The organism is Vibrio sp. 10N.222.52.C12 (genome assembly GCF_041474215.1).
Taxonomy (GTDB): domain Bacteria; phylum Pseudomonadota; class Gammaproteobacteria; order Enterobacterales; family Vibrionaceae; genus Vibrio; species Vibrio crassostreae_C.
On sequence record NZ_JBFRTR010000055.1, the window covers coordinates 6,911 to 30,615 of the forward strand.

Here is a 23,705-nt window from a genome sequence, read left to right on the forward strand (position 1 = left end):
TGTTTATACAAACACGGCCCGCGGAAAATCAGAATTGTTTTCTCTAGTCTTCGAGAAGCTTCTGCAGTAACACGCCGTTAAGCATGGCGCGCTTAATCATAGCAAAAGCTCCCATCGTAGGATGTTTATCGATCTGTGATGCTACAATAGGCAGGCCGCTATGGAAAGTCGTTAACGACTGATTCTCTACATTGCGCTTAATTGCAGGAAAAACAATCTCTTGTGCCTTGGTAATATCACCAGCAATGATAACTTTTTGAGGGTTAAATAAGTTAATCGTCATCGCGATAGCCTTACCTAACTGGTTTCCTACTCGAACTAAGCTTTGCTTGGCTAGCTCATCACCATTAATCGCGTGGTCACAAACGTCTTGAATCGTAATATGCTCAAGCTCTGTTAAAGAAGACTCATAGCCTTGTTTAATCAGCTTCTGCACGCGTTCAACGATAGCTGGGTTTGCCGCTACTGTTTCAAGACAGCCGAAGTTACCACATTGGCATTGCTCGCCTAGCGGATCAATTTGGATATGACCAATTTCACCCACATTACGGTTATGACCTAGGAAAACCTGACCATTAACGATAATACCTGCACCTGTACCACGGTGAACACTGACCAAAATAGAATCTTGGCTATCTTTACTTGCACCGAAGTAGTGCTCAGCAAGCGCCATTCCACGAACATCGTTACCAACAAAACAAGCAACATGGAATGTATCGCGAATAATGTCGCTTAATGCGAGGTTATCGATGTCGGTATTCGGCATGTACTCAACAACACCGGTCGTTGGGTTAACCAAGCCTGGAAGCGTGACACCAATAGCAATCAGTTGATCGATCTTTGGTTGATGCTCAGCAATGAAAGCTTTGAGGTTATTGACCAAGCCTTGGGTAAGGTCTGATTGGTCTGAATAATTCAGGTCTTGCTGTTGGAAAGCCAATTCACGACCACCAAGGTCATGCAGGCTTATTTGAATGTAGTCTCGACCCAAACGCACAGCAACAGAATGAAAAGGCTCTACTTCTGTGGTTAGGGAGATAGCGCGTCTACCGCCAGTAGACGCTTGCTGCGCAACCTCTTTAATTAGGCCGCGCTCTAAAAGTTGGCGGGTAATTTTTGTAACACTTGCCGGTGCGAGTTGGCTTACATCAGCCACTTGTATACGACTGATAGGCCCCTGTTGGTCTATAAGTCGGTATACCGCCGCACTGTTTAGTTGTTTAACTAAGTCTACGTTACCTATTTGTCCGCCATTCATACTTAATTGTGCTCGTATTGTCCGTTAACAACAGTCGCTTTAACGTTAAAGTCTCGGTCAAATACAGCTAGGTTTGCAACCATGCCTTTTTTGATTCGACCTAGCTTGCTTTCTACACCGATAGCCGTAGCTGGGTATAGCGTAGCCATGCGAAGAGCTTCGTCTAAAGCGATACCAGCGTGCTCAACTGTATTCTGAACTGCTTCAATCATAGTCAGAGCTGAGCCGCCCAGTGTGCCGTTTTCATCAACACACTTACCATCACGGTAATATACTTTCTTACCGACAAAAATAAAGTATTCCATGTCAGCACCTGCAGGAGCTGTGGCATCCGTCACTAATACCAACTTTTCTCCCTTGATTTTATGCGCAATTCTGATGTTTGCGTAATCAACGTGGAAGCCGTCGGCAATAATGCCAGCGTAAACCTCAGGAGTATCGTAAATCGCGCCAACAACGCCAGGCTCACGACCAACCATCGGCGTCATTGCATTGAACAGGTGAGTGGCGAACGTGATACCAGATTCGAAACCTTGACGCGCTTCTGCGTAAGTTGCGTTGGTGTGGCCGATAGAAACGACAACGCCAGCTTTGTGCAGGCGTTCGATGTGTTCAGGGTCGTTAAGCTCTGGAGCCAATGTTACTTTTGCAACAAGGTCACGGTTCTCACAGATAAGCTCAATCATTTCGTTGTCAGATTTACGAATGTGATCGACGCTATGGATGCCTTTTTTCGCAACGTTTAGGTAAGGGCCTTCAAGGTGCAGACCTAAAGATTGGTTTTGGTACTGGTTATGGTATTCACGAGCTGCCGTAATAACCGCACGCATATCTTCGTCTGAAGAGGTGATAAGCGTTGGTAGGAAGCTAGTACAGCCAGATTTCAGGTTTGCTTTGTGCATGATCTGCATGGTTTCTGCAGTGATCTCATCGTTAAGCATTACACCGCCACAACCATTCAGTTGTAGGTCAATGAAACCTGGGCTTAGGTTTGCTCCGTCTAGGTCGCGAAGCTCGATTCCTTCTGGCAATTCAGAGATAGGACAGACTTTTTTGATCAGTTCGTTTTCGATTACAACAGCATGATCGGTTAGAACATCACTACCAGTGTAAATTTTACAGTTACTTAGCGCGTACATAGTCAGCTAATCCTTATTTCGTGAGATCTTTTAAATTCGTTCGTTACCTAAATGCGGACTTAGTTTGCGAGCATCATTTACGTAACGATTTATCTTTTATGGGCAAACGGCTTTAAAATGAGAAGCGATTTAAGTTGTTGAAAAAAATATGAACAATTGATTTTTATTATACATTTAGGTCCATCAATAATGATTATTCACGGTGCTCTATAAGCCCGGAGTTACCATCTTTTTGCCTAATGATTAGATTTGGATTTTATCCATAAATGTTCATTTTTTTGAATGATAAAATAAGTTTTATGATCTCGCTAGCAAAAACCTCTGGATTTGGTAAAAACTGGTGATTAGGATCACAAATGGTAAGGTTTTAATTTGCGGAGCAAAATTAATTGAATACACTGAATAGGACTAAATTGAGCGACTAAAATAAGTTTCTCAAACGAATTCTAAAAAATCCTATAGGGGGAAACAACTGGTGAATATTCTAGGATATGCGCAGAAGCTTGGTAAGGCGTTAATGCTACCAATCGCAACGCTTCCGATTGCGGCATTGCTGCTACGTCTGGGTCAACCAGACTTACTCGATATCGCATTCATGGCATCTGCTGGTAACGCAATCTTCAGTCAACTACCATTATTGTTTGGTTTGGGTATAGCTATTGGTCTTTCTAAAGACGGTAACGGCGCAGCAGGTCTTGCTGGTGCAGTTGCTTACTTTGTTCTGACAGCAACCGCAACAAACATCGATGCTAGTGTAAATATGTCATTCTTCGGCGGTATCTTTGCAGGTATCATCGCAGGTCACTCTTACAATGCATTCCACGCGACTCGTCTTCCAGAGTGGCTAGCATTCTTCTCTGGCAAACGTCTAGTTCCTATTATGGCTGGTCTATTTGCTCTAGTTGCTGGCGCAATCTTTGGTGTTGTATGGCCTGCTGTTCAATCTGGTCTAGATGCACTTGCTCACGCAGTTTCAACGTCTGGCGCTATCGGTCAATTTGTTTACGGTACTCTTAACCGTGCACTTATCCCAGTAGGTCTACACCATGTACTGAACTCGTACTTCTGGTTCGGTATGGGCTCTTGTCAAGAGATCGTAGTTGCTGCAGAAGGCTTCTCTCAACTTTGTGTTGACCCTGCACTAGCTAAAACTTTAGTTGTTGGTCAAGAGTACACATTTGAATTTGCTAACTCAGTTAACCCAGAAATTGTTGCAACTGTTAAAGAAGTAACTGAAACAGTTAAATCTGGCGACCTACACCGTTTCTTCGGCGGCGATAAAGGCGCTGGCGTATTCATGAACGGTTTCTTCCCAGTAATGATGTTCGGTCTACCAGGTGCTGCACTTGCAATGTACCTAGCTGCTCCTGCTGAAAAACGTAGCCAAGTTGGTGGCGCACTATTCTCAGTTGCATTCTGTTCATTCCTAACAGGTATCACAGAGCCGCTAGAATTCATGTTCGTATTCCTAGCTCCTGCTCTATACGCAATGCACGCTGTATTTACAGGTTTGTCTCTAGTAGTTGCTAACATGTTTGGTACTCTGCACGGTTTCGGTTTCTCTGCTGGTCTTATCGACTTCGTATTGAACTGGGGTCTAGCAACTAAACCATTCGTACTACTACTAATCGGTCTTGGCTTCGGTGCTCTATATTTCTTCACTTTCTCTTTCGCAATCCGCGCTTTCAACTTGAAATCGCCAGGTCGTGAAGATGATGACGAAGCTGTTGCAGCTCCTGCTGGCGAAGCACCAAAGGGCGACCTTGCACGTCAATACCTGAAAGCTCTAGGTGGTCACGACAACCTAACTTCAATCGACGCTTGTATCACTCGTCTACGTCTAACTCTTAAAGACCGCTCTGTTGCAGATGAAGTTGTTCTTAAGAAACTTGGTGCTAAAGGTGTGGTTAAACTAGGTGAAAACAACCTACAGGTTATCCTAGGCCCACTAGCTGAAATCGTAGCTGGCGAAATGAAAGCTATTGGTGCAGGCGAAGACCTATCTGATGTAAAACTTCCACAGTAAGGGAAGTACTTAGTTAAGACGTAAAGTTACTCTTAAGTAAGTGTCAAATTGAAAGCCTCCCACATGGGAGGCTTTTTTGTGCCTGCAGTTTAAGACCAGCGAACACGGTTCGTTCTATTCTTCATCGAATAGCAGAAATAATCGCAATTAACGGACGGTTCTTATTGTGCAAAGGCTAAGAATTGTGGATGATTAGCAACAATGATCTTTCTATCTTTGACTGGCGCTATAAGCGACCGTTTTCTTGGGGACGAAAGATAACTTTCTCTGACAATACTAAATACATAGAGGTGCTATAGATGAGTGAAGCTGAGGCTCGTCCATCGAATTTCATTCGCCAAATTATTGATAAAGATTTAGCGGATGGTACACACAGTAGCGTGCATACTCGTTTCCCGCCGGAGCCAAATGGCTACCTGCACATTGGTCACGCTAAATCTATTTGCTTGAACTTTGGTATTGCTCAGGACTACCAGGGACAATGTAATCTTCGTTTCGATGATACAAACCCTGAAAAAGAAGACGTTGAATACGTTGAGTCAATTAAGAATGATGTAAGCTGGTTAGGCTTCGAATGGTCTGGTGATATTTGTTACTCATCAAACTACTTCGATACGCTTTACGCTTATGCTGTGGAATTAATTAATAAAGGCTTAGCGTATGTTGACGAGCTAAGTCCTGATCAAATCCGTGAGTACCGTGGCACGCTAAAAGAGCCTGGTAAAGCGAGCCCATACCGTGACCGCAGCCCTGAAGAGAACCTAGCGTTGTTTGAAAAAATGCGTGACGGTGGCTTTGAAGAAGGTAAAGCGTGTCTACGTGCTAAGATCGACATGAGCTCTTCGTTCATGGTTATGCGCGATCCTGTTATCTACCGTGTTCGTTTTGCTCACCACCATCAAACGGCTGACAAGTGGTGCATTTACCCAATGTACGACTTTACTCACTGTATCTCTGATGCGCTGGAAGGTATTACGCACTCTATCTGTACGCTTGAATTCCAAGATAACCGTCGTTTGTACGATTGGGTTCTAGATAACATCACGATTGACTGCCAACCTCGTCAGTACGAGTTTAGCCGCCTGAATCTTGAATATACAGTGATGTCTAAGCGTAAGCTGAACCAACTTGTGGTTGAAAACCTAGTTCAAGGTTGGGATGACCCACGCATGCCTACTATTTCTGGCCTACGTCGTCGTGGTTTTACTTCAAGCTCGATTCGTGAATTCTGTAAGCGTATTGGTGTAACTAAGCAAGAGAACATGATTGAGTTCGGTTCACTTGAATCTTGCATCCGTGATGATCTGAACGAAAATGCACCTCGTGCAATGGCTGTTCTGGATCCAGTTAAGATCGTTATCGAAAACTACGAAGCAGATACAGTAGAAACGCTAACGGTTGCAAACCACCCGAACAAGCCAGAAATGGGTACTCGTGAAGTTCCATTTACACGCGAAGTTTGGATCGAACGTGACGACTTCCGTGAAGAAGCAAACAAAAAGTACAAGCGTTTGGTTCTAGGTAAAGAAGTTCGCCTGCGTGGTGCTTACGTGATCAAAGCTGAACGTATCGAAAAAGATGCAGAAGGCAACATTACGACTATCTTCTGTTCTTACGACAATGAAACATTGGGTAAGAACCCTGCAGATGGCCGCAAAGTGAAAGGCGTTATCCACTGGGTATCTGCTGATAAAGCACTGCCTGCTGAGATTCGTTTGTACGATCGTCTATTCACAGTGCCAAACCCAGCCGCTGCTGATGACTTCGCTGCAACGCTAAACCCTGAATCTCTTGTTACGCTAAATGGTTTTGTTGAACCTAGCTTAGCAGAAGGTGTGGCAGAGCAAGCGTACCAGTTTGAACGTACAGGTTACTTCTGTGTGGATTCGAAAGACTCTAAAGCAGATGCACTAGTCTTCAACCGCACGGTTGGTCTACGTGACACATGGGGTAAAACTGAAGCTTAATGCTTGAGTATTTAGTTTGTTAAAAACGACCCAATAAAAAACCGGCTTAGAGCCGGTTTTTTTGTGTCTTAAATTTGATTACCAAGGTGTTTCTAGTGACCAACTAGCGTTTTAAGCACTAGAGCCAGAGTTTTAGGGATTATTAGGGTCTTGTTGGGTTACTTCACCCGTGCGTGAGTTGTACCAGAAAACATAACCTGCATTACCAGGATCGCTGTCGAAATCGACTCCAGTGTAGATGAAGTAGCAAAGCGCGAGTTTGTTTTGAGGAGTACCGTCTTTGGCAACAAAACTATGGTTTTGACGGCGGGTAATAAAATCAAAATTGTTGGACTGGTTCGGGTCTGTAGTAGCGGTCAGGTCGGTTGTCATAATGGCATTCCATATTGACACACCCCCTTGGTCACCTTGACCTATGTTGTAAGGCTGCCCCATAGGGTTGCCTTTATCGACGCCGAGTGGGTAGCCGACGTCATTTATGTCCAATTGAGCATTGCCGTCTCCGTCTTCCCCAAAACCTGGCATGTCATTCATTTCAGCGTTGCCGCCGCCGCTGACCAGCCATTTACTGTGAGCAAACGTGATCGCAGTTTGAAATTGAGATTGAGCAGCGTCAAACAGAGCGATACGGCCATCGGTTTGAATGTTAAGAAAACGGGGAAGGGCAACAATAGCAAGCACTGCAATAATCACTACAACAACCAACATCTCAATTAAAGTAAAAGCCTTAACTAGCGGGATTCTTTTCATGGATACTTTATGATGCCCTATATAAAAAACGCCGGCCTAAGCCAGCGTTCTGTATTACTACTTCGCTTTATGCGCGTCTGGATTGCCTTTGCAATCTCCGTTAATGCTTTTGCCGTACAAGTACAAACTGTGGTTTGTTAGTTGCACGTTGTAACGCTGAGCAATCTCTTTCTGTCTTTCTTCGATGATGTCATCAGAGAATTCGATCACTTCGCCACAATCTAAACATACAAGGTGGTCGTGGTGGTGCTGTGTAGAAAGTTCAAATACAGACTTGCCGCCTTCGAAGTGGTGACGAGTTACAATGCCAGCGTCATCGAATTGGTTAAGTACTCGATAAACGGTTGCAAGACCGATTTCTTCACCTAGGTCGATCAGCTTCTTATATAAATCTTCAGCACTAATATGTTGGCAGTCTGGCTGTTGTAATACTTCTAAAATTTTGAGCCGTGGAAGGGTCACTTTAAGACCTGCATCTTTTAGCGCTTGATTATTGTCTGACATATACTTTCCTGTTGATGATCTGCAGCAATTAACAGAATTCAATATTAATACCATTATAGTTTAGTCAGGCATAACAATAAACCACGAACTTCAAAGGGTTACTTACTGACATCACAATCTGTTTTGTAAATTGGAAGTATCTCACTTATAGTGGAGGTACGACCAGTCAAGGTGACGGTGTTTCTGATATGAACATGGAATGTTGTTATGAATAAGCAACTCGCAAAAATATATAAACCCAACATTGTAAAATTTGCTCTTAATATTTGGCCTCCCTTTTGGGGAGCGGGTATTCGAATAGCCCACATTAGCACTGACTTTAGGGTTGTTAAGACAGTACTTAAGCTACGCTGGTGGAATAAGAACGCCAATCGTACTCAATATGGCGGCAGTATCTTTTCTCTTACCGATCCCGTTTACTCATTGATGTTAATGGGAATTTTAGGTGAACGATATTATGTTTGGGATAAAGAAGCGAGCATTAACTTCATCAAGCCGGGGCAATCGGACTTGTATGCAGATTTTGAGATAAGGCAAGGGCAGCTTGACGATATCTATCGTCAGACGCAACTCGGTGAAAAGTGCTTCCCCGAATTTATTATTCACGTGAAAGATAAGCAGGGTAATGTGGTTTCAGAAATTCAACGCACCCTCTATGTAAGAAAGAAGCCGCAATTTAGAGATGATGATGAAGCATTAGAGGCTGAGTGCTAATTAATAGATTTTAAATAGCAAAAAACCTCCTATAAGGAGGTTTTTTCATATCTACATAATGGTTATTAACTGTAACAATTAACAACCACTAGAGAATTAGTCTTCTAGCTCTGCTAGGCACATCTCTTCGTGGATTTGTTTAACCCAGTTAGATACGCGCTCATCAGTTAGCTCAGGTTGACGGTCTTCATCGATACATAGACCAACGAATTGGCTGTCATCGCCTTCAACTAAACCTTTCGATGCTTCGAATTCGTAGCCTTCAGTTGATGTGTGACCTAGGATAGTACCGCCTTTCGCTTCAACGATGTCACGGATAGTACCCATAGCATCACAGAAGTATTCTGCGTAATCTTCTTGGTCGCCACAACCAAAGATAGCAACAAGCTTAGTTGAGAAATCAATAGCTTCTAGCTCTGGGAAAAAGTCATCCCAATCACATTGTGCTTCGCCGTAGTACCACGTAGGGATACCAAGCAGCAGTAGATCGAAGTTATCGATATCTTCTTTGCTGCTTTTTGCAATGTCTTGAACGTGAACGAGCTGTTTGCTCAATTGCTTTTGAATCATCTTAGCAACAGCTTCAGTGTTACCTGTATCGCTACCAAAGAAGAGACCTACACTTGCCATAGAATCATTACCTTTCATTTTGTCTGTTGTCGGTGTAATAAAGTTCGGAAGAGAATCGTTAGATCCCAGTTCCTTCCCAGCTTAGTTGGATTATCCCTTTGGCGATAAAACCCGCACAGCCAAGGAAAAGTACTAACCATACGATGCGACGACCAAATGGAGGAACATTTCCCTGCTTGAGAACGTCCTTAATTGCCATACCGATTAAAAAGAAAATCGCGGCAAACAGGAGATCTAAACCAACAGATTCGATGATGTTCATGTAGTCGTAAAGCATGGGAACCTTATATACCAATTTTGCTTGGGCGCACTATATCACTGTTGTGAGATAAAGTTAATCTGCAGTAATTACACAGCTCTCATTTATCTGCACGAAAAAGCGCAGTTAAGCGATGAATTTTCTAATTGCTCTAAGTACTTCTGCTGGTTTTTCAGCATGCAGCCAGTGACCTGTGTTGGCAATGACATGCGCTTTTGCGTTAGAAAATTGCTGCTGAACGGCTGCTTGATGTTCTGCGGTGAGGTAATCTGAATCCCCACCTTTAATGAGCAAGGTTTTGACCGAGGTTTTCTCGATCGGTTCCCAACCAATAATATGTGGGTAGTTGCTCAATAACGAAGCAACATTGAAGCGCCATTCCATGATGCCTTGCTCTGTTTTGAACAAAGATTTGGTTAAAAACTGGCGAACGCCATCGATCTCGATATGTTTTGCGAGAACCTTGAGTGCATCTGAGCGTGAAGTCGGCTCTTCTTCTATCACGGCTTGCAGGCCTGCGAATACGTTGTCGTGGCGATTCTGAGTGTACGCGACCGGAGCCATATCCAAGACAATCAATTTATGCAGCGCAAGATGTTGTGTCAGTGCCATCGCTACTTTGCCACCCATCGAGTGACCAATCACAGTGACGTCTTCTGACTTAAGATCATGCAGCAGTTGAGCCACGTCTTGTGCCATCGCTTGATAGTTATGAGTGTCACTATGGAAGGATTGACCGTGGTTGCGGAGATCGATACTAAGTACCTGATGATCGGCTTTTAGATCTCTAGCGAGCAAGCCAAGGTTGTCCAGATTACCGAATAATCCATGGATCAAAACAATGGTGTGACCCTCACCTTCAATTTTATAGTTGAGCTGTACTGACATTTTTATCTTATTCATGGTGGGTTTGACGTAGAGTATCCGCGCGGATCTCGCTATAATCCCCCAGAGTTTAAACATTGAGATTGTGAAAAGCGAATGAAAACAATTGAGGTTGATGAGGACCTATACCGTTTTATTGCGGGTCAGACAGAACGTATTGGCGAAAGCGCTTCAGATATTCTGCGCCGCTTGTTACAGGTTGATAGCCAAGGCATGGCTCCGATCGAAGAGATCGTTGAGCCAAAAGGTATCGTTGTTAGCAAAGAGGTAGGCTTTACTCCAGAGAAGTTCGATGGCGTTAAAGAAATGCGCTCACTACTAATATCAGATGAGTTTGCATCACTAAAGAAAGCCATTGATCGTTTCATGCTTGTGTTATCAACACTGCATAAAATCGACCCTTTAAGCTTTTCAGAAGCAACTCAAGTAAAAGGCCGTAAGCGCGTTTACTTTGCAGATAACGAAGCGACGTTGCTAGCAAACGGCAACACGACTAAGCCTAAAGCTATTCCACAAAGTCCTTTTTGGGTTATTACTAATAACAATACAAGCCGAAAAAGACAGATGGTTGAGCAGCTTATGAGCCGCATGAATTTCCAAGCAGAATTGATAGAAAAAGTAACAGGTTCAATTTAACGAAATCTGATTTAAACCTCATAATATCCATGGATAAGAAGATATTATGAGGTTTTTTTGTTTTAAAATTTTATATATAAGGATGTCGAAAAATGGCTATGCACCCTCGTGCTGGGCAGAAAGCTCAGCAGGAAGATCTTCATAATATCCCGGCTTTAGTTGCTAACTATTTCTTACAGCAACCGGATGCTACGAACCCAGATCATAAAGTACTTTTCGGTACTTCAGGTCACCGCGGTACAGCAGACAAATCAACATTTAACGAAAACCACATTCTAGCAATTGCACAAGCGGTTGCTGAAGTTCGTGCCGAGCAAGGTACAACTGGCCCTCTTTTCTTAGGTAAAGATACTCACGCTCTATCTGAGCCTGCGTTCTCTACGGTTATCGAAGTGCTTGTAGCGAACGGTGTTGAAGTTATTATTCAAGAAAACAACGGCTTTACTCCAACACCTGGTATCTCGCACGCGATTCTTACGCACAACCTAGTGAATGACAAAAAAGCCGACGGCATTGTTATCACGCCTTCACATAACCCACCTCAAGACGGCGGTATTAAATACAACCCGACACACGGTGGCCCAGCTGAAGCTGAACTGACTCAAGCGATTGAAGACCGTGCGAACGTGATCATTGCTGAGCAAATGCAAGGTGTTAAGCGTACGCCTATCGCACAGGCTAAACAGTCTGAGCTAGTAAAAGAAGTTGACCTAGTCGCGCCATACGTCGCTGATTTGGTTAACGTCGTGGATATGGAAGCGATCCAGAAAGCAAACATCAAGATTGGTGTTGATCCACTGGGTGGCAGCGGTATTGATTACTGGCGTCAAATTGGTAAAGCGTACAATCTAGATCTTACTCTGGTAAGTGAAGCGGTTGACCCTTCATTCCAATTCATGTCTCTAGATAAAGATGGCGTAGTTCGTATGGACTGTTCTTCTCCATACGCAATGGCAGGCTTACTGGCGCTTAAAGACGAGTACGCTCTAGCATTTGGTAACGACCCAGATTACGATCGCCACGGTATCGTGACACCTAAAGGTTTGATGAATCCAAACCACTTCTTAGCGGTTTGTATTGATTACCTATACCGTAACCGTGAAGGTTGGGGTAAAGACGTTGCTGTTGGTAAGACACTAGTATCAAGTGCGTTAATCGATCGCGTAGTTTCTGACTTAGGTCGCGAACTTTGTGAAGTGCCAGTTGGTTTCAAATGGTTCGTTGATGGCTTATACAACGGCCAGTTTGGTTTTGGTGGCGAAGAGAGCGCAGGTGCTTCTTTCCTACGTAAAGACGGTACGCCTTGGTCAACAGATAAAGACGGCCTGATTCTTTGCTTGCTTGCGGCTGAGATCACAGCAGTGACAGGTAAGAACCCACAAGAATACTACGAAGAACTTGCCGCTAAACACGGTGAATCTAAGTACAACCGTATTCAAGCGGTAGCAAATGGTGCACAGAAAGACGTGCTGAAGAAACTATCTCCAGAGATGGTTTCTGCTGAGACGTTGGCTGGTGATGCAATTACTGCACGCTTAACACACGCTCCAGGTAACGGTGCTGCGATTGGTGGCTTGAAAGTGACAACTGAGAACGGCTGGTTTGCTGCGCGTCCATCAGGCACTGAAGACATCTACAAGATCTACTGTGAAAGCTTTAAGGGTGAAGAGCACCTGAAAGCAATCGAAGCAGAAGCTCAAGAGATTGTTAACCAAGTATTTGCAGCCGCTGGCCTATAATCGAATCTCGATTACTAGAGTTGCTAAGTAAATAGAAGAAGGGTTGATGTGAAAGCATCAACCCTTTTTGTTTGTGTTAGTTACGTATAAGCGGGAAAAGGTAAATGAGTTAGCTCAGACGACTAACCGTGTGGCCAACTTTGTGGCATCACAAACCAGAATTGCCCCGACTTTGTTTGCCCATGGACGAAGCGATCACCGAACTCGGTGATCGGCTGACTGCTGAAATCATCCGTCCCTGCTGCCCATTGCTCTTTGGTGAGTGGATACAGTGGTTCACTGATTAAATGAGCCTGATCTTGATAGCACCAAAAGCCGTTTACTTGGCTTGGGTTAATGTCATAGCCCAAGCATTTTGTCGGTATGTTTTGCTCTAAGAAAGGGTTGGTATATAGACGACCTTGCATCAGTAAGTGTTTTGAGTCGACATCGATTTCTGGATATTGCTCAACAAAGGCGGCAGAAGAGGACATTTCGAGTTGGTGGCTGAGCATCCTGTCGAGTTTCTTATCCAATTGGTCGTGAGAGTTGGGTCCAAACCATGTTTGTTCGTGGAGCAGATAAAACTTAATCGCCACTTCCCAATGTTCCAGCTTTTGGCTGCTCTCCTCTTTAAGAATAAAGTCGATTGCACCGAGAGTTCTGCCTTCCACATTGATCTGAATCTCGTCGTGCTTTATCGAGTAATTCGGTGAGGCAGCGATCACTTGCTCGCATAGATATTGGTAGAGGAAACCTAATCTAGGATTACCCTCATAAGTATGTGATGAGTCGATGGCATGGTTGCTAGAGAATGCACTGAGATCCGAAACCGGTGGCTTGATTTCTAGTAATGGCGGTGAGTCGATGACCCATTGGTAAAAACGTTGCAGTGCTGTCATCTCTTCCTCATAAACTCATCGTGGGGCTTTCGACATTCTACCCGTAAATTGATATAACGACGTTATTATAAAGGTAAGCTGGAAAGAAAAATGATTAACTTACAATTAGAAAAGCTACTTAACGAAAAACTGCAGCCACAGCAGATTAAAGATTACTGTCCTAATGGTCTTCAAGTTGAAGGCGCGACAGAAGTGAAGCGAATCGTTACTGGTGTAACAGCTTCTCAAGCCTTGATTGATAAAGCGGTAGAACTGAACGCAGACGCTTTGTTAGTCCATCACGGCTTTTTCTGGAAAGGCGAGTCAGAAGCGATTCGTGGCATGAAGGGCAAGCGTATTCGTACCCTAATTAAAAATGACATCAACCTTTTAGGTTATCACTTGCCGCTTGATATCCACCCTGAACTTGGCAACAACGCAAAATTGGCAGAGTTACTTGAGATAGAAGTTGAAGGCGGCTTGGAAGGGCACCCACAATCGGTTGCTATGTTTGGTAAATTAAAAGCGCCAATGACAGGTACTGAATTTGCAGCAAAAATCGATCAAGTGCTAAATCGCAAACCACTGCATATCGCTCCAGAAAATCAAGACAAAATGATAACGACCGTCGGTTGGTGTACTGGTGGTGGTCAAGACTACATTGAGCTAGCGGCTTCTCAAGGCATTGATGCTTTTATTTCTGGTGAAATTTCTGAGCGCACAACTTACTCGGCCCGCGAGCAAGACATCCATTATTTTGCTGCAGGTCACCATGCGACAGAACGCTACGGCGTGAAGGCACTAGGTGAGTGGTTAGCAAAAGAGCACTGCTTGGATGTTGAGTTTATCGATATCGATAACCCAGTTTAAGAGCAGATGCGAGATAAGGGGTACGAGTCGAGTGTATGCGTCGTTCTCTAGAATTGAGCAGGTAACCTGTATAGTTTATCTGCTCGCTTAAGGAGATCCCCAACTCATTCGTCCCTCGTTCTTGGGGATGACGATATTATTTTATTCGTTCACTTCGCATTCTTGAGGATGACGGGGTTGAGAGCGTACAAAAGAAAAGGGGTTGATGTTCTCACATCAACCCCTTTTAACATTATGATTTATAGCAACTATTCACGTTCGTGAAGTGCTTTAAAGTCACGTTGTTCTTCACCAGTATATAGCTGACGAGGACGACCGATACGGTTCGTCGGATCGCTGTGCATTTCGTTCCAGTGAGCAATCCAACCGATGGTACGAGACATCGCGAAGATTACTGTAAACATAGATACTGGAATACCGATTGCTTTCAGAATGATACCTGAGTAGAAATCTACGTTCGGGTATAGCTTCTTAGAAACAAAGTACTCATCAGAAAGAGCGATACGCTCAAGTTCCATCGCTACGTCTAGTAGTGGATCTTGGATGTTTAGCTCTTTAAGCACTTCGTGACACGCTTCGCGCATTACTGTTGCACGTGGGTCGTAGTTCTTGTAAACACGGTGACCGAAGCCCATCAAACGGAATGGGTCATCTTTGTCTTTTGCTTTCGCAACGTATTCTTCAATGTTATCTACGCTACCGATCTCTTCAAGCATGCGCAGACAAGCTTCGTTTGCACCGCCGTGAGCTGGGCCCCAAAGTGATGCGATACCTGCTGCGATACACGCAAACGGGTTAGCACCAGATGAACCAGCAAGACGCACTGTAGACGTAGAAGCGTTCTGTTCGTGGTCAGCATGTAGAGTGAAAATCTTATCCATTGCACGAGCAACGATAGGGTTCACTTCATACTCTTCACATGGGTTTGCAAACATCATGTGTAAGAAGTTTTCTGCGTAGCCTAGGTCGTTACGTGGGTAGATAAACGGCTGACCGATTGAATATTTGTAACACATTGCAGCCAGTGTTGGCATTTTTGAAATCAGGCGGTATGCCGCAATTTCACGGTGTGTATCGTTGTTGACATCAAGTGAGTCGTGGTAGAACGCCGCTAGAGCGCCTACAACACCACACATTACAGCCATAGGGTGAGCGTCACGACGGAAGCCGTGGAAGAAACTAGCGATTTGCTCGTGCACCATAGTGTGACGTGTCACGGTAGTCTTGAACTTTTCGTACTCAGCTCGAGATGGGGCTTCACCGTAAAGAAGTATGTAACATACTTCTAAGTAATCAGCGTTATTGGCAAGTTGGTCGATTGGATAACCACGATGTAAAAGAATGCCTTTTCCACCGTCAATAAAAGTGATTTGAGACTCACAGGATGCAGTGGCAAGAAAACCAGGGTCAAAAGTGAAAAAACCATTAGAACCTAGTGTACGAACATCGATCACTGGAGTACCAAGTACACCTTCTGTAATCGGCAGCTCGATTGGCGCTTGACCTTCAATGTGAAGGGTAGCTTTCTTATCCGCCATAACAATCTCCTTTGTTTATTATTTAATCCGTCCAGGATGTTTATGTGCCATTTTTTTACTGGTCTTACGTGGGAAAGTCAATTTTTCTGAAGCTTTGTGTGCACTTGTTAGTGTTTTTTACATTAAATTCGTTAAAAATCTGGTCTGTGTAGCATTATTTGTTACATCAATTGTATTAGAATGTTGCCAGTCGTATAGTGACGCTGAAAAGTTTGGTTAAAACCTTATAAATGCAAGGCTAAGAAGAAATGTGAGGTGTCTTTCTTAATCGAGCAGTTAACAATTATTTTACAATTATCTAAGGCTCAACTTCAGTTATTTGTTAAGTTAATGTTAAATTTTGAAGGTTTACAATCAAATTTTGTCCATAACAATATCATAAGGTTATTTAATGACCATAATGCTCAATGGAGCTGAGTGAGCAAGCCCGTGAAAGAAAGAAAGACAAGACCTGTTAATTTAGATTTACAGACCATCCACTTTCCAATCACAGCAATAGCTTCCATCCTACACCGTGTGTCTGGGGTGATAACTTTTGTCGCGATTGGAATTCTGCTTTGGTTACTATCCATTTCCCTCTCATCCCCAGTAGGCTTTGCCGAAGCTAGCGACATTGTCGATGGTTTCTTCGTGAAGTTTATTCTGTGGGGCATTTTAACCGCTTTGGCTTACCACATTGCTGGTGGTATTCGTCACCTTCTTATGGACCTTGGTCACTTTGAAGAGCTGGAATCTGGCGCTAAGAGCGCTAAGGTTGCATTCGCAGCAACAGCGGTATTGTCTCTACTAGCGGGGATCTTAGTATGGTAAACAACGTTTCTACTTTTGGTCGTAATGGTGTCCACGATTATCTATTGATTCGTGCAACTGCCATCATTATGACGCTTTACACTATCTACCTAGTTAGCTTCTGTGCTTTCTCTGGTGATATCTCTTACGCATCTTGGACGCAATTCTTTGGTGGAACCTTCACTAAAGTCTTCACCATGTTAGCGCTTACTTCTGTTTTGGTTCACGCGTGGATCGGCCTATGGCAAGTACTAACTGACTACATCAAATGCGCAAAACTGCGTGTTGGTCTTCAAGTCGGTGTTGTTGCAGTTCTTCTTGGATATTTCTTCTCTGGTCTGTTTATTTTGTGGGGTGCGTAAGTGACTATTCCTGTTCGTGAGTTTGATGCCGTAGTTATCGGCGCTGGTGGTGCAGGTATGCGTGCCGCACTGCAAATTTCTGAGCAAGGCCTTTCTTGTGCATTGCTTTCTAAAGTTTTCCCTACTCGTTCTCATACGGTTTCAGCGCAAGGCGGCATCACTGTTGCTCTTGGTAACGCGCATGAAGACCATTGGGAACAACATATGTATGACACAGTAAAAGGTTCTGATTACATCGGTGACCAAGACGCTATCGAATACATGTGTAAAAACGGTCCTGAGTCGGTAATCGAACTCGAAAAAATGGGCCTACCTTTCTCTCGTTTTGAGAACGGTACTATTTACCAGCGTCCTTTCGGTGGTCAATCTAAAAACTTTGGTGGTGAGCAAGCGGCTCGTACCGCAGCTGCAGCCGACCGTACTGGTCACGCTCTGCTTCACACGCTTTACCAACAAAACATTAAACACAAAACGACTGTTTTCTCTGAGTGGTATGCACTGGATCTTGTTAAGAACGAAGATGGTGCAATCTTAGGTACTACTGCGCTTTGCATGGAAACCGGTGAGGTTTGCTACTTCAAAGCGAAGGCAACAATCCTTGCTACCGGAGGTGCTGGTCGTATCTACGCATCAACAACCAATGCACATATTAATACTGGTGACGGTGTTGGTATGGCGATTCGTGCTGGCGTTCCTATGCAAGACATCGAAATGTGGCAGTTCCACCCAACGGGTATCGCTGGTGCAGGTGTATTGGTAACGGAAGGTTGTCGTGGTGAAGGTGGTTACCTTCTCAATAAAGACGGCGAACGCTTCATGGAACGTTACGCACCAAACGCTAAAGACTTAGCGGGTCGTGATGTTGTTGCTCGTTCAATGATGGTTGAAATTCGTGAAGGTCGTGGTTGCGATGGCCCTTGGGGGCCACATATTAAGCTTAAGCTTGATCACTTAGGTAAAGAGACGCTTGAATCTCGTCTTCCTGGTGTATGTGAACTTTCTCGTACCTTTGCTCACGTTGATCCAGTGAAAGAGCCAATCCCAGTAATCCCGACATGTCACTACATGATGGGTGGTGTTCCAACACAAGTTTCTGGTCAAGCTATTAAGCAAACCGAAGACGGCAGCGATGTTGAAATCCAAGGTCTCTTTGCTTGTGGTGAAATCGCATCAGTATCAGTACATGGTGCCAACCGTCTAGGTGGTAACTCACTGCTTGATTTGGTGGTATTTGGTCGTGCGACAGGTCTACACCTAGGTGAGACACTGAAGAAGCAAGACGAAGCGAAACCTGCAACTGAAGCTGACATTGAGCGTTCACTAGAGCGTTACAACCGTTGGGAAAACAGCACAGACGGCGAAGATCCAGCGCAAATCCGTAAAGATCTTCAGCAATGTATGCAGAACAACTTCTCAGTATTCCGTGAAGGCAAAGCAATGGCTGAAGGCCTAGAAGAGCTAAAAGCGATTCGCGAGCGTCTGAAAAATGCACACCTATCTGATAAGTCTACAGAGTTCAACACTCAACGTATCGAGTGTCTAGAGCTTGAAAACTTGATGGAAACGGCATTCGCAACGGCTGTTGCTGCAAATTTCCGTACAGAGAGCCGTGGCGCACACGCTCGATTCGATTTCCCTGACCGTGATGATGAGCAATGGCTATGCCACTCACTTTACAACCCAGAGTCAGAGAGCATGACTAAGCGTGGTGTAAACATGGAACCTATCCATCGTGAAGCGTTCCCACCAAAAGCACGTACGTACTAAGGAGATATGACCATGAAACTGAATTTCTCTTTATATCGTTACAATCCAGATGTCGACCAGAAACCTTATATGAAGGAATACACTCTAGAAGTGGATGAAGGTTCAGACATGATGCTTTTGGATGCGCTTATTCTGTTGAAAGAGCAAGATCCAACAATCTCATTCCGTCGCTCATGCCGTGAAGGTGTATGTGGCTCGGATGGTTTGAACATGAACGGTAAAAATGGCCTAGCGTGTATCACGCCATTGTCTGCGCTTTCGGGCCAAGACAAGATTGTGATTCGCCCACTGCCTGGCTTACCCGTTGTTCGTGACCTGATTGTAGACATGACTCAGTTCTACGATAACTACGAAAAAGTGAAGCCATTCTTAGTGTCTGATGGCAATGTGCCACCGGCTCGTGAAAACTTACAAAGCCCTGATGAGCGTGCTCATTTAGATGGATTGTACGAATGTATCATGTGTGCATGTTGTACAACGTCATGCCCATCATTCTGGTGGAACCCTGACAAATTCATCGGACCAGCAGGCCTGCTTGCAGCGTACCGTTGGCTAATTGATAGCCGAGATACAGCGACAGACGAACGTTTGTCCGATCTTGATGATGCATTTAGCGTTTTTCGTTGCCATGGCATCATGAATTGTGTAAGTGTTTGTCCTAAGGGATTAAATCCGACGAAAGCGATTGGTCACATCAAGACCATGCTAGTGAATCGTTCGGTTTAAGTTATATAAAAATTGCCGCCCTAGAAGTTTTGGGGCGGCCTTTTAATAGCTCGGCATAGACCGCAGCAAACGTGAAAACTACTGGTTAAGGGAAAATATGCACAACGGCGTGATGAAGGCATGGCTCGAGTCTTCACACTTGGCTGGCGCCAATGCAACGTACGTAGAAGAACTCTATGAACTGTATCTAAGTGACCCAGATTCGGTAAGTGACGAATGGAGAAGTGTTTTTGAAGAACTGCCTGTGCAAGCTTCAGAGACAGTGGAACAACCACACTCTCGTGTTCGTGAATACTTCCGTCGACTCGCTCAAGAAACAAAGCATTACAGTGTCCAAGTTAGTGATCCAGATGTCGATGCGAAACAAGTAAAGGTTCTGCAACTTATTAATGCCTATCGATTCCGAGGGCATCAAGCAGCAAATCTAGACCCCCTAGGTTTATGGAAAAGAGCGACAGTTGATGAACTGGACCCTTCTTTCCACACTCTTACCGAAGATGACCTCAATGAGACGTTCAACGTCGGCTCTTACGCCATTGGCCAAGAGACGATGGTGCTTAAAGATCTCTACAAATCTCTAAAGCAAACGTATTGTGGCTCTATTGGTGCTGAATACATGCACATGACAAATACAGAGCAAAAGCGTTGGATCCAACAACGTTTAGAGTCTGTATCTGGTCAACCCTCTTTCAACAAAGAAGAAAAGCAAGCTTTCCTAGAAGAGCTAACTGCTGCTGAAGGTCTTGAGCGCTATCTTGGTGCGAAATTCCCAGGCGCAAAACGCTTCTCGTTGGAAGGTGGTGATGCTCTTATCCCAATGACGAAAGAAATTATTCGTCATGCTGGCGGACAAGGCATGCGTGAAGTTGTTGTTGGTATGGCTCACCGTGGTCGTCTAAACATGTTGGTCAACGTGCTTGGTAAAAAGCCACAAGACCTGTTTGACGAGTTTGCGGGCAAGCACGATGACACGTGGGGTACTGGTGATGTGAAATATCACCAAGGCTTCTCTGCGGACTTCGCAACGCCAGGCGGCAACGTTCACTTAGCACTAGCATTTAACCCATCTCACTTAGAAATCGTAAACCCGGTAGTTATCGGTTCAGTACGTGCACGTCAAGATCGCCTTGGTGATAATGATGGTAGCCGTGTACTTCCAATTACTATCCACGGTGACTCAGCTATCGCTGGTCAGGGTGTAGTACAAGAGACGTTTAACATGTCTCAAGCTCGTGGTTTCTGTGTAGGTGGTACGGTTCGTATCGTTGTAAACAACCAAGTTGGTTTTACAACGTCTAACCCTCGCGATACACGCTCTACGATGTACTGTACCGATATCGCGAAGATGGTTCAGGCTCCGATTTTCCACGTTAACTCTGATGATCCAGAAGCGGTTGCGTTTGTTGCGCGTCTTGCATTGGATTACCGTAATACGTTTAAGCGTGATGTTGTTATTGATTTGGTTTGTTACCGTCGCCACGGTCACAATGAAGCCGATGAGCCGAATGCAACACAGCCTTTGATGTACCAAAAAATCAAGAAGCACCCAACACCACGTAAGCTTTACGCTGACGTGCTAATGGAGCGCGGTGAGTTTGGTATTGATACAGCAACTCAGCTAGTTAACGAATATCGTGATGCACTTGATCACGGTGAAGTTGTGGTTAAAGAGTGGCGTCCAATGGCACTTCACTCAGTAGACTGGTCTCCTTACCTAGGTCACGACTGGAACATCGAGTGGGATAACAAGATTGATATCGAGCGCCTGAAAGAGCTTGGTACCAAACTTTGTCAATACCCGGACAGCCACAAGCTGCAAAGCCGAGTAAATAAACTGTACAACGATCGTACTGCCATGGTGAATGGTGAGAAACAAGTCGATTGGGGTATGGCTGAAACTCTGGCATACGCAACACTTGTTGACGACGGTAAGCGTATTCGTATCTCAGGCCAAGATTCAGGTCGTGGTACGTTCTTCCACCGTCACTCAGTACTGCACAATCAATCAGATGCAAGCACGTATGTTCCTCTTGCGAACATTCATGATAAACAAGGGCCATTCCAAGTGTTTGACTCTGTGTTATCTGAAGAAGCGGTACTCGCATTTGAGTATGGTTACGCGACAGCAGAGCCAAGCGGTCTAACCCTTTGGGAAGCTCAATTTGGTGACTTCGCAAACGGTGCACAAGTTGTTATCGACCAATTCATTTCATCAGGTGAGCAAAAGTGGGCACGTCTATGTGGTCTAACTATGCTGCTTCCTCACGGTTATGAAGGCCAAGGCCCGGAGCACTCTTCTGCACGTCTTGAGCGTTACCTTCAGTTATGTGCTGAACAAAACATGCAGGTTGTTGTTCCTTCAACACCAGCTCAGGTTTACCACATGATTCGCCGTCAGGTTGTTCGACCAATGCGTCGTCCACTGATTGTAATGTCACCTAAGTCATTGCTTCGTCACCCTCTGTGTACTTCTTCTCTTGAAGATTTGGCAGAAGGCACGTTCCAACCAGCTATCGCAGAAATTGATGACCTGGCGCCTGAGAACGTAAAACGCGTCGTGTTCTGTTCAGGTAAGGTTTACTTTGACCTGCTTGACCAAAGACGTAAGAACGAGCAAGACGATGTCGCTATTGTACGTATTGAGCAACTTTACCCGTTCCCTTATGAGGATGTGAGAGCTGCCATCGCACAATACACAAATGTAGTCGATTACGTTTGGTGTCAAGAAGAGCCACAAAACCAAGGTGCTTGGTACAGTAGCCAACATAATTTCCGAGCTGCTATCCCAGTAGGTGCTGATATTCAATACGCAGGTCGTCCTGCATCAGCATCACCAGCTGTTGGCTATATGTCAGTACACTTGAAACAACAAAAAGCGTTAGTTGACGACGCTTTGACCCTACTTAAGAACTAGAAGTAAAAGGAAAATACGCACATGACAATTGAAATTCTGGTTCCAGATTTACCTGAATCTGTGGCTGATGCAACAGTTGCTACTTGGCACAAAAAACCGGGCGAAGCGGTTGCACGTGATGAAGTCATTGTAGATATCGAAACAGATAAAGTAGTTCTAGAAGTACCGGCTCCTGAAGCGGGTGTTCTGGAAGCTATCATCGAAGAAGAGGGTGCTACGGTACTTTCTAAGCAGCTTCTGGCTAAAATCAAGCCGGGTGCTGTCGCTGGTGAACCAACGAAAGACACCACTGAAGATACAGAAGCATCTCCTGATAAGCGCCATAAAGCTGCGCTAACAGAAGAGAACAACGACGCGCTAAGCCCAGCTGTTCGTCGCCTGCTTGCTGAGCACAACCTACAACCAGCTGACGTTAAAGGCACTGGTGTTGGTGGTCGTATTACTCGTGAAGACATCGACGCACACCTAGCAGCAGCGAAAGCGGCTCCGGCAGCAGCATCTGCACCAGCAGTTGAAGCGCCAGCAGCGGCTCGCAGCCAAAAACGCGTGCCTATGACTCGCCTACGTAAGACAGTTGCAAACCGTCTTCTAGAAGCGAAAAACAGCACAGCAATGCTGACTACTTTCAACGAAGTGAACATGAAGCCAATCATGGACCTTCGTAAGCAGTACAAAGACCAATTCGAGAAGCGTCACGACACGCGTCTTGGCTTCATGTCTTTCTACGTGAAAGCAGTAACAGAAGCGCTAAAACGTTTCCCAGAAGTGAACGCTTCTATTGATGGTACAGATATCGTTTACCACAACTACTTCGACATCAGCATGGCGGTATCTACGCCACGTGGTCTAGTGACTCCAGTACTTAAAGACTGTGACACACTAGGTTTCGCTGATATCGAAAAAGGCATCAAAGAGCTAGCAATCAAAGGCCGTGACGGCAAGCTAACGGTTGATGAACTGATGGGTGGTAACTTCACTATCACAAACGGTGGTGTATTTGGTTCTCTAATGTCTACGCCAATCATCAACCCACCTCAAGCGGCAATTTTGGGTATGCACAAAATCCAAGACCGTCCAATGGCTGTTGATGGCAAGGTAGAGATTCTACCAATGATGTACCTAGCGCTTTCTTACGACCACCGTCTAATCGATGGCCGTGAATCAGTTGGCTTCCTAGTGACCATCAAAGAGCTTCTAGAAGATCCTGCACGTCTGCTATTAGACGTTTAGTATCGCTAAAACGTCTAGTTAACCCCGTTAGCTAGACGTAAAAAGTTGCAAAGGCTAGGCTGCTCAACGTCTGGCCTTCAATTGAACTGTAAAGCCATTAGAAAATGGACAGCAGTTGTTTTGAGAAGACCCTACAGACGTA

Annotated in this window: 21 protein-coding genes; 12 read left to right on the forward strand and 9 right to left on the reverse strand. The window is 44.7% G+C overall.

Translation table 11 applies throughout. From position 1 onward, the window contains the following. Nucleotides 1-43: 43 nt before the first annotated feature. A complete protein-coding gene (locus AB4623_RS10875) occupies nucleotides 44-1,258 on the reverse strand; it encodes an ROK family protein (protein ID WP_017062194.1) in 1,215 nt (404 codons plus the stop codon). Nucleotides 1,259-1,260: 2 nt separating this feature from the next. Continuing rightward, nucleotides 1,261-2,397: an N-acetylglucosamine-6-phosphate deacetylase gene (gene nagA, locus AB4623_RS10880; protein WP_017062193.1), complete on the reverse strand. Its 1,137-nt coding sequence runs from the start codon at nucleotides 2,395-2,397 to the stop codon at nucleotides 1,261-1,263. 475 nt (nucleotides 2,398-2,872) lie between these two features. Here nagA and nagE point away from each other — a divergent pair, with 475 nt between their 5' ends. Next, nucleotides 2,873-4,423 carry an N-acetylglucosamine-specific PTS transporter subunit IIBC gene (gene nagE / locus AB4623_RS10885; RefSeq protein WP_032545860.1) on the forward strand — a complete coding sequence of 517 codons (1,551 nt, stop codon included), beginning with the start codon at nucleotides 2,873-2,875 and terminating at the stop codon, nucleotides 4,421-4,423. Between the two features lie 299 nt (nucleotides 4,424-4,722). Beyond that, a complete protein-coding gene (gene glnS, locus AB4623_RS10890; RefSeq protein WP_017063407.1) occupies nucleotides 4,723-6,390 on the forward strand; it encodes a glutamine--tRNA ligase in 1,668 nt (555 codons plus the stop codon). A gap of 132 nt (nucleotides 6,391-6,522) precedes the next feature. Here the strand turns inward: glnS and AB4623_RS10895 are convergent, their stop codons facing one another. Further along, nucleotides 6,523-7,140 (reverse strand): prepilin-type N-terminal cleavage/methylation domain-containing protein, encoded by a 618-nt coding sequence (locus AB4623_RS10895; protein ID WP_372146386.1) that lies wholly within the window; start codon nucleotides 7,138-7,140, stop codon nucleotides 6,523-6,525. Nucleotides 7,141-7,197: 57 nt separating this feature from the next. Then, nucleotides 7,198-7,644 (reverse strand): ferric iron uptake transcriptional regulator FcrX, encoded by a 447-nt coding sequence (fcrX, locus tag AB4623_RS10900; RefSeq protein WP_017061956.1) that lies wholly within the window; start codon nucleotides 7,642-7,644, stop codon nucleotides 7,198-7,200. Nucleotides 7,645-7,851: 207 nt separating this feature from the next. Between fcrX and AB4623_RS10905 the strand changes: the two genes are divergently transcribed. After that, the gene (locus AB4623_RS10905; RefSeq protein WP_017061955.1) at nucleotides 7,852-8,358 is read left to right on the forward strand and encodes a DUF4442 domain-containing protein; all 507 of its coding nucleotides are present in this window, start codon (nucleotides 7,852-7,854) and stop codon (nucleotides 8,356-8,358) included. 96 nt (nucleotides 8,359-8,454) lie between these two features. On the opposite strand, the gene fldA is transcribed toward AB4623_RS10905, so the two are convergent. From fldA to AB4623_RS10920, 3 genes are all read right to left on the reverse strand, one after another. Then, complete coding sequence (gene fldA / locus AB4623_RS10910; RefSeq protein WP_010436745.1) at nucleotides 8,455-8,988, reverse strand: flavodoxin FldA; 534 nt, start codon at nucleotides 8,986-8,988, stop codon at nucleotides 8,455-8,457. A 58-nt stretch (nucleotides 8,989-9,046) separates the two neighbouring features. Further along, entirely contained in the window at nucleotides 9,047-9,265 is a 219-nt protein-coding gene (locus AB4623_RS10915; protein WP_004737900.1) for a DUF2788 domain-containing protein, read from the reverse strand. A 108-nt stretch (nucleotides 9,266-9,373) separates the two neighbouring features. Further along, nucleotides 9,374-10,135 (reverse strand): alpha/beta fold hydrolase, encoded by a 762-nt coding sequence (locus tag AB4623_RS10920; RefSeq protein WP_372146409.1) that lies wholly within the window; start codon nucleotides 10,133-10,135, stop codon nucleotides 9,374-9,376. A 93-nt stretch (nucleotides 10,136-10,228) separates the two neighbouring features. On the opposite strand from AB4623_RS10920, the gene seqA reads away from it, so the two are divergent. Then, a complete protein-coding gene (gene seqA / locus AB4623_RS10925) occupies nucleotides 10,229-10,768 on the forward strand; it encodes a replication initiation negative regulator SeqA (protein ID WP_017061953.1) in 540 nt (179 codons plus the stop codon). 92 nt (nucleotides 10,769-10,860) lie between these two features. Then, nucleotides 10,861-12,507 (forward strand): phosphoglucomutase (alpha-D-glucose-1,6-bisphosphate-dependent), encoded by a 1,647-nt coding sequence (gene pgm, locus AB4623_RS10930; RefSeq protein ID WP_017061952.1) that lies wholly within the window; start codon nucleotides 10,861-10,863, stop codon nucleotides 12,505-12,507. Nucleotides 12,508-12,629: 122 nt separating this feature from the next. On the opposite strand, the gene AB4623_RS10935 is transcribed toward pgm, so the two are convergent. Further along, nucleotides 12,630-13,388: a DUF1853 family protein gene (locus tag AB4623_RS10935; RefSeq protein ID WP_017061951.1), complete on the reverse strand. Its 759-nt coding sequence runs from the start codon at nucleotides 13,386-13,388 to the stop codon at nucleotides 12,630-12,632. Between the two features lie 90 nt (nucleotides 13,389-13,478). Between AB4623_RS10935 and AB4623_RS10940 the strand changes: the two genes are divergently transcribed. Then, on the forward strand, nucleotides 13,479-14,237 hold the full coding sequence (locus AB4623_RS10940) for a Nif3-like dinuclear metal center hexameric protein (RefSeq protein WP_372105235.1): 759 nt from the start codon (nucleotides 13,479-13,481) through the stop codon (nucleotides 14,235-14,237). 248 nt (nucleotides 14,238-14,485) lie between these two features. On the opposite strand, the gene AB4623_RS10945 is transcribed toward AB4623_RS10940, so the two are convergent. Continuing rightward, nucleotides 14,486-15,775, reverse strand: coding sequence for a citrate synthase (locus AB4623_RS10945; RefSeq protein ID WP_017061949.1), 1,290 nt, complete (start codon nucleotides 15,773-15,775; stop codon nucleotides 14,486-14,488). Nucleotides 15,776-16,192: 417 nt separating this feature from the next. Here AB4623_RS10945 and sdhC point away from each other — a divergent pair, with 417 nt between their 5' ends. From sdhC to odhB, 6 genes are all read left to right on the forward strand, one after another. Further along, complete coding sequence (sdhC, locus tag AB4623_RS10950) at nucleotides 16,193-16,585, forward strand: succinate dehydrogenase cytochrome b556 subunit (RefSeq protein WP_017061948.1); 393 nt, start codon at nucleotides 16,193-16,195, stop codon at nucleotides 16,583-16,585. Continuing rightward, the gene (gene sdhD, locus AB4623_RS10955) at nucleotides 16,579-16,926 is read left to right on the forward strand and encodes a succinate dehydrogenase, hydrophobic membrane anchor protein (RefSeq protein WP_010436768.1); all 348 of its coding nucleotides are present in this window, start codon (nucleotides 16,579-16,581) and stop codon (nucleotides 16,924-16,926) included. Before sdhC ends, sdhD begins: the two co-directional genes overlap by 7 nt. Beyond that, entirely contained in the window at nucleotides 16,927-18,693 is a 1,767-nt protein-coding gene (gene sdhA / locus AB4623_RS10960) for a succinate dehydrogenase flavoprotein subunit (RefSeq protein ID WP_048606450.1), read from the forward strand. A gap of 12 nt (nucleotides 18,694-18,705) precedes the next feature. Next, complete coding sequence (locus AB4623_RS10965; RefSeq protein ID WP_010436773.1) at nucleotides 18,706-19,419, forward strand: succinate dehydrogenase iron-sulfur subunit; 714 nt, start codon at nucleotides 18,706-18,708, stop codon at nucleotides 19,417-19,419. Between the two features lie 97 nt (nucleotides 19,420-19,516). Further along, nucleotides 19,517-22,333, forward strand: coding sequence for a 2-oxoglutarate dehydrogenase E1 component (sucA, locus tag AB4623_RS10970; RefSeq protein WP_017061946.1), 2,817 nt, complete (start codon nucleotides 19,517-19,519; stop codon nucleotides 22,331-22,333). A 21-nt stretch (nucleotides 22,334-22,354) separates the two neighbouring features. Continuing rightward, the gene (gene odhB / locus AB4623_RS10975; RefSeq protein ID WP_017056410.1) at nucleotides 22,355-23,563 is read left to right on the forward strand and encodes a 2-oxoglutarate dehydrogenase complex dihydrolipoyllysine-residue succinyltransferase; all 1,209 of its coding nucleotides are present in this window, start codon (nucleotides 22,355-22,357) and stop codon (nucleotides 23,561-23,563) included. The last annotated feature ends 142 nt before the right edge of the window (nucleotides 23,564-23,705 follow it).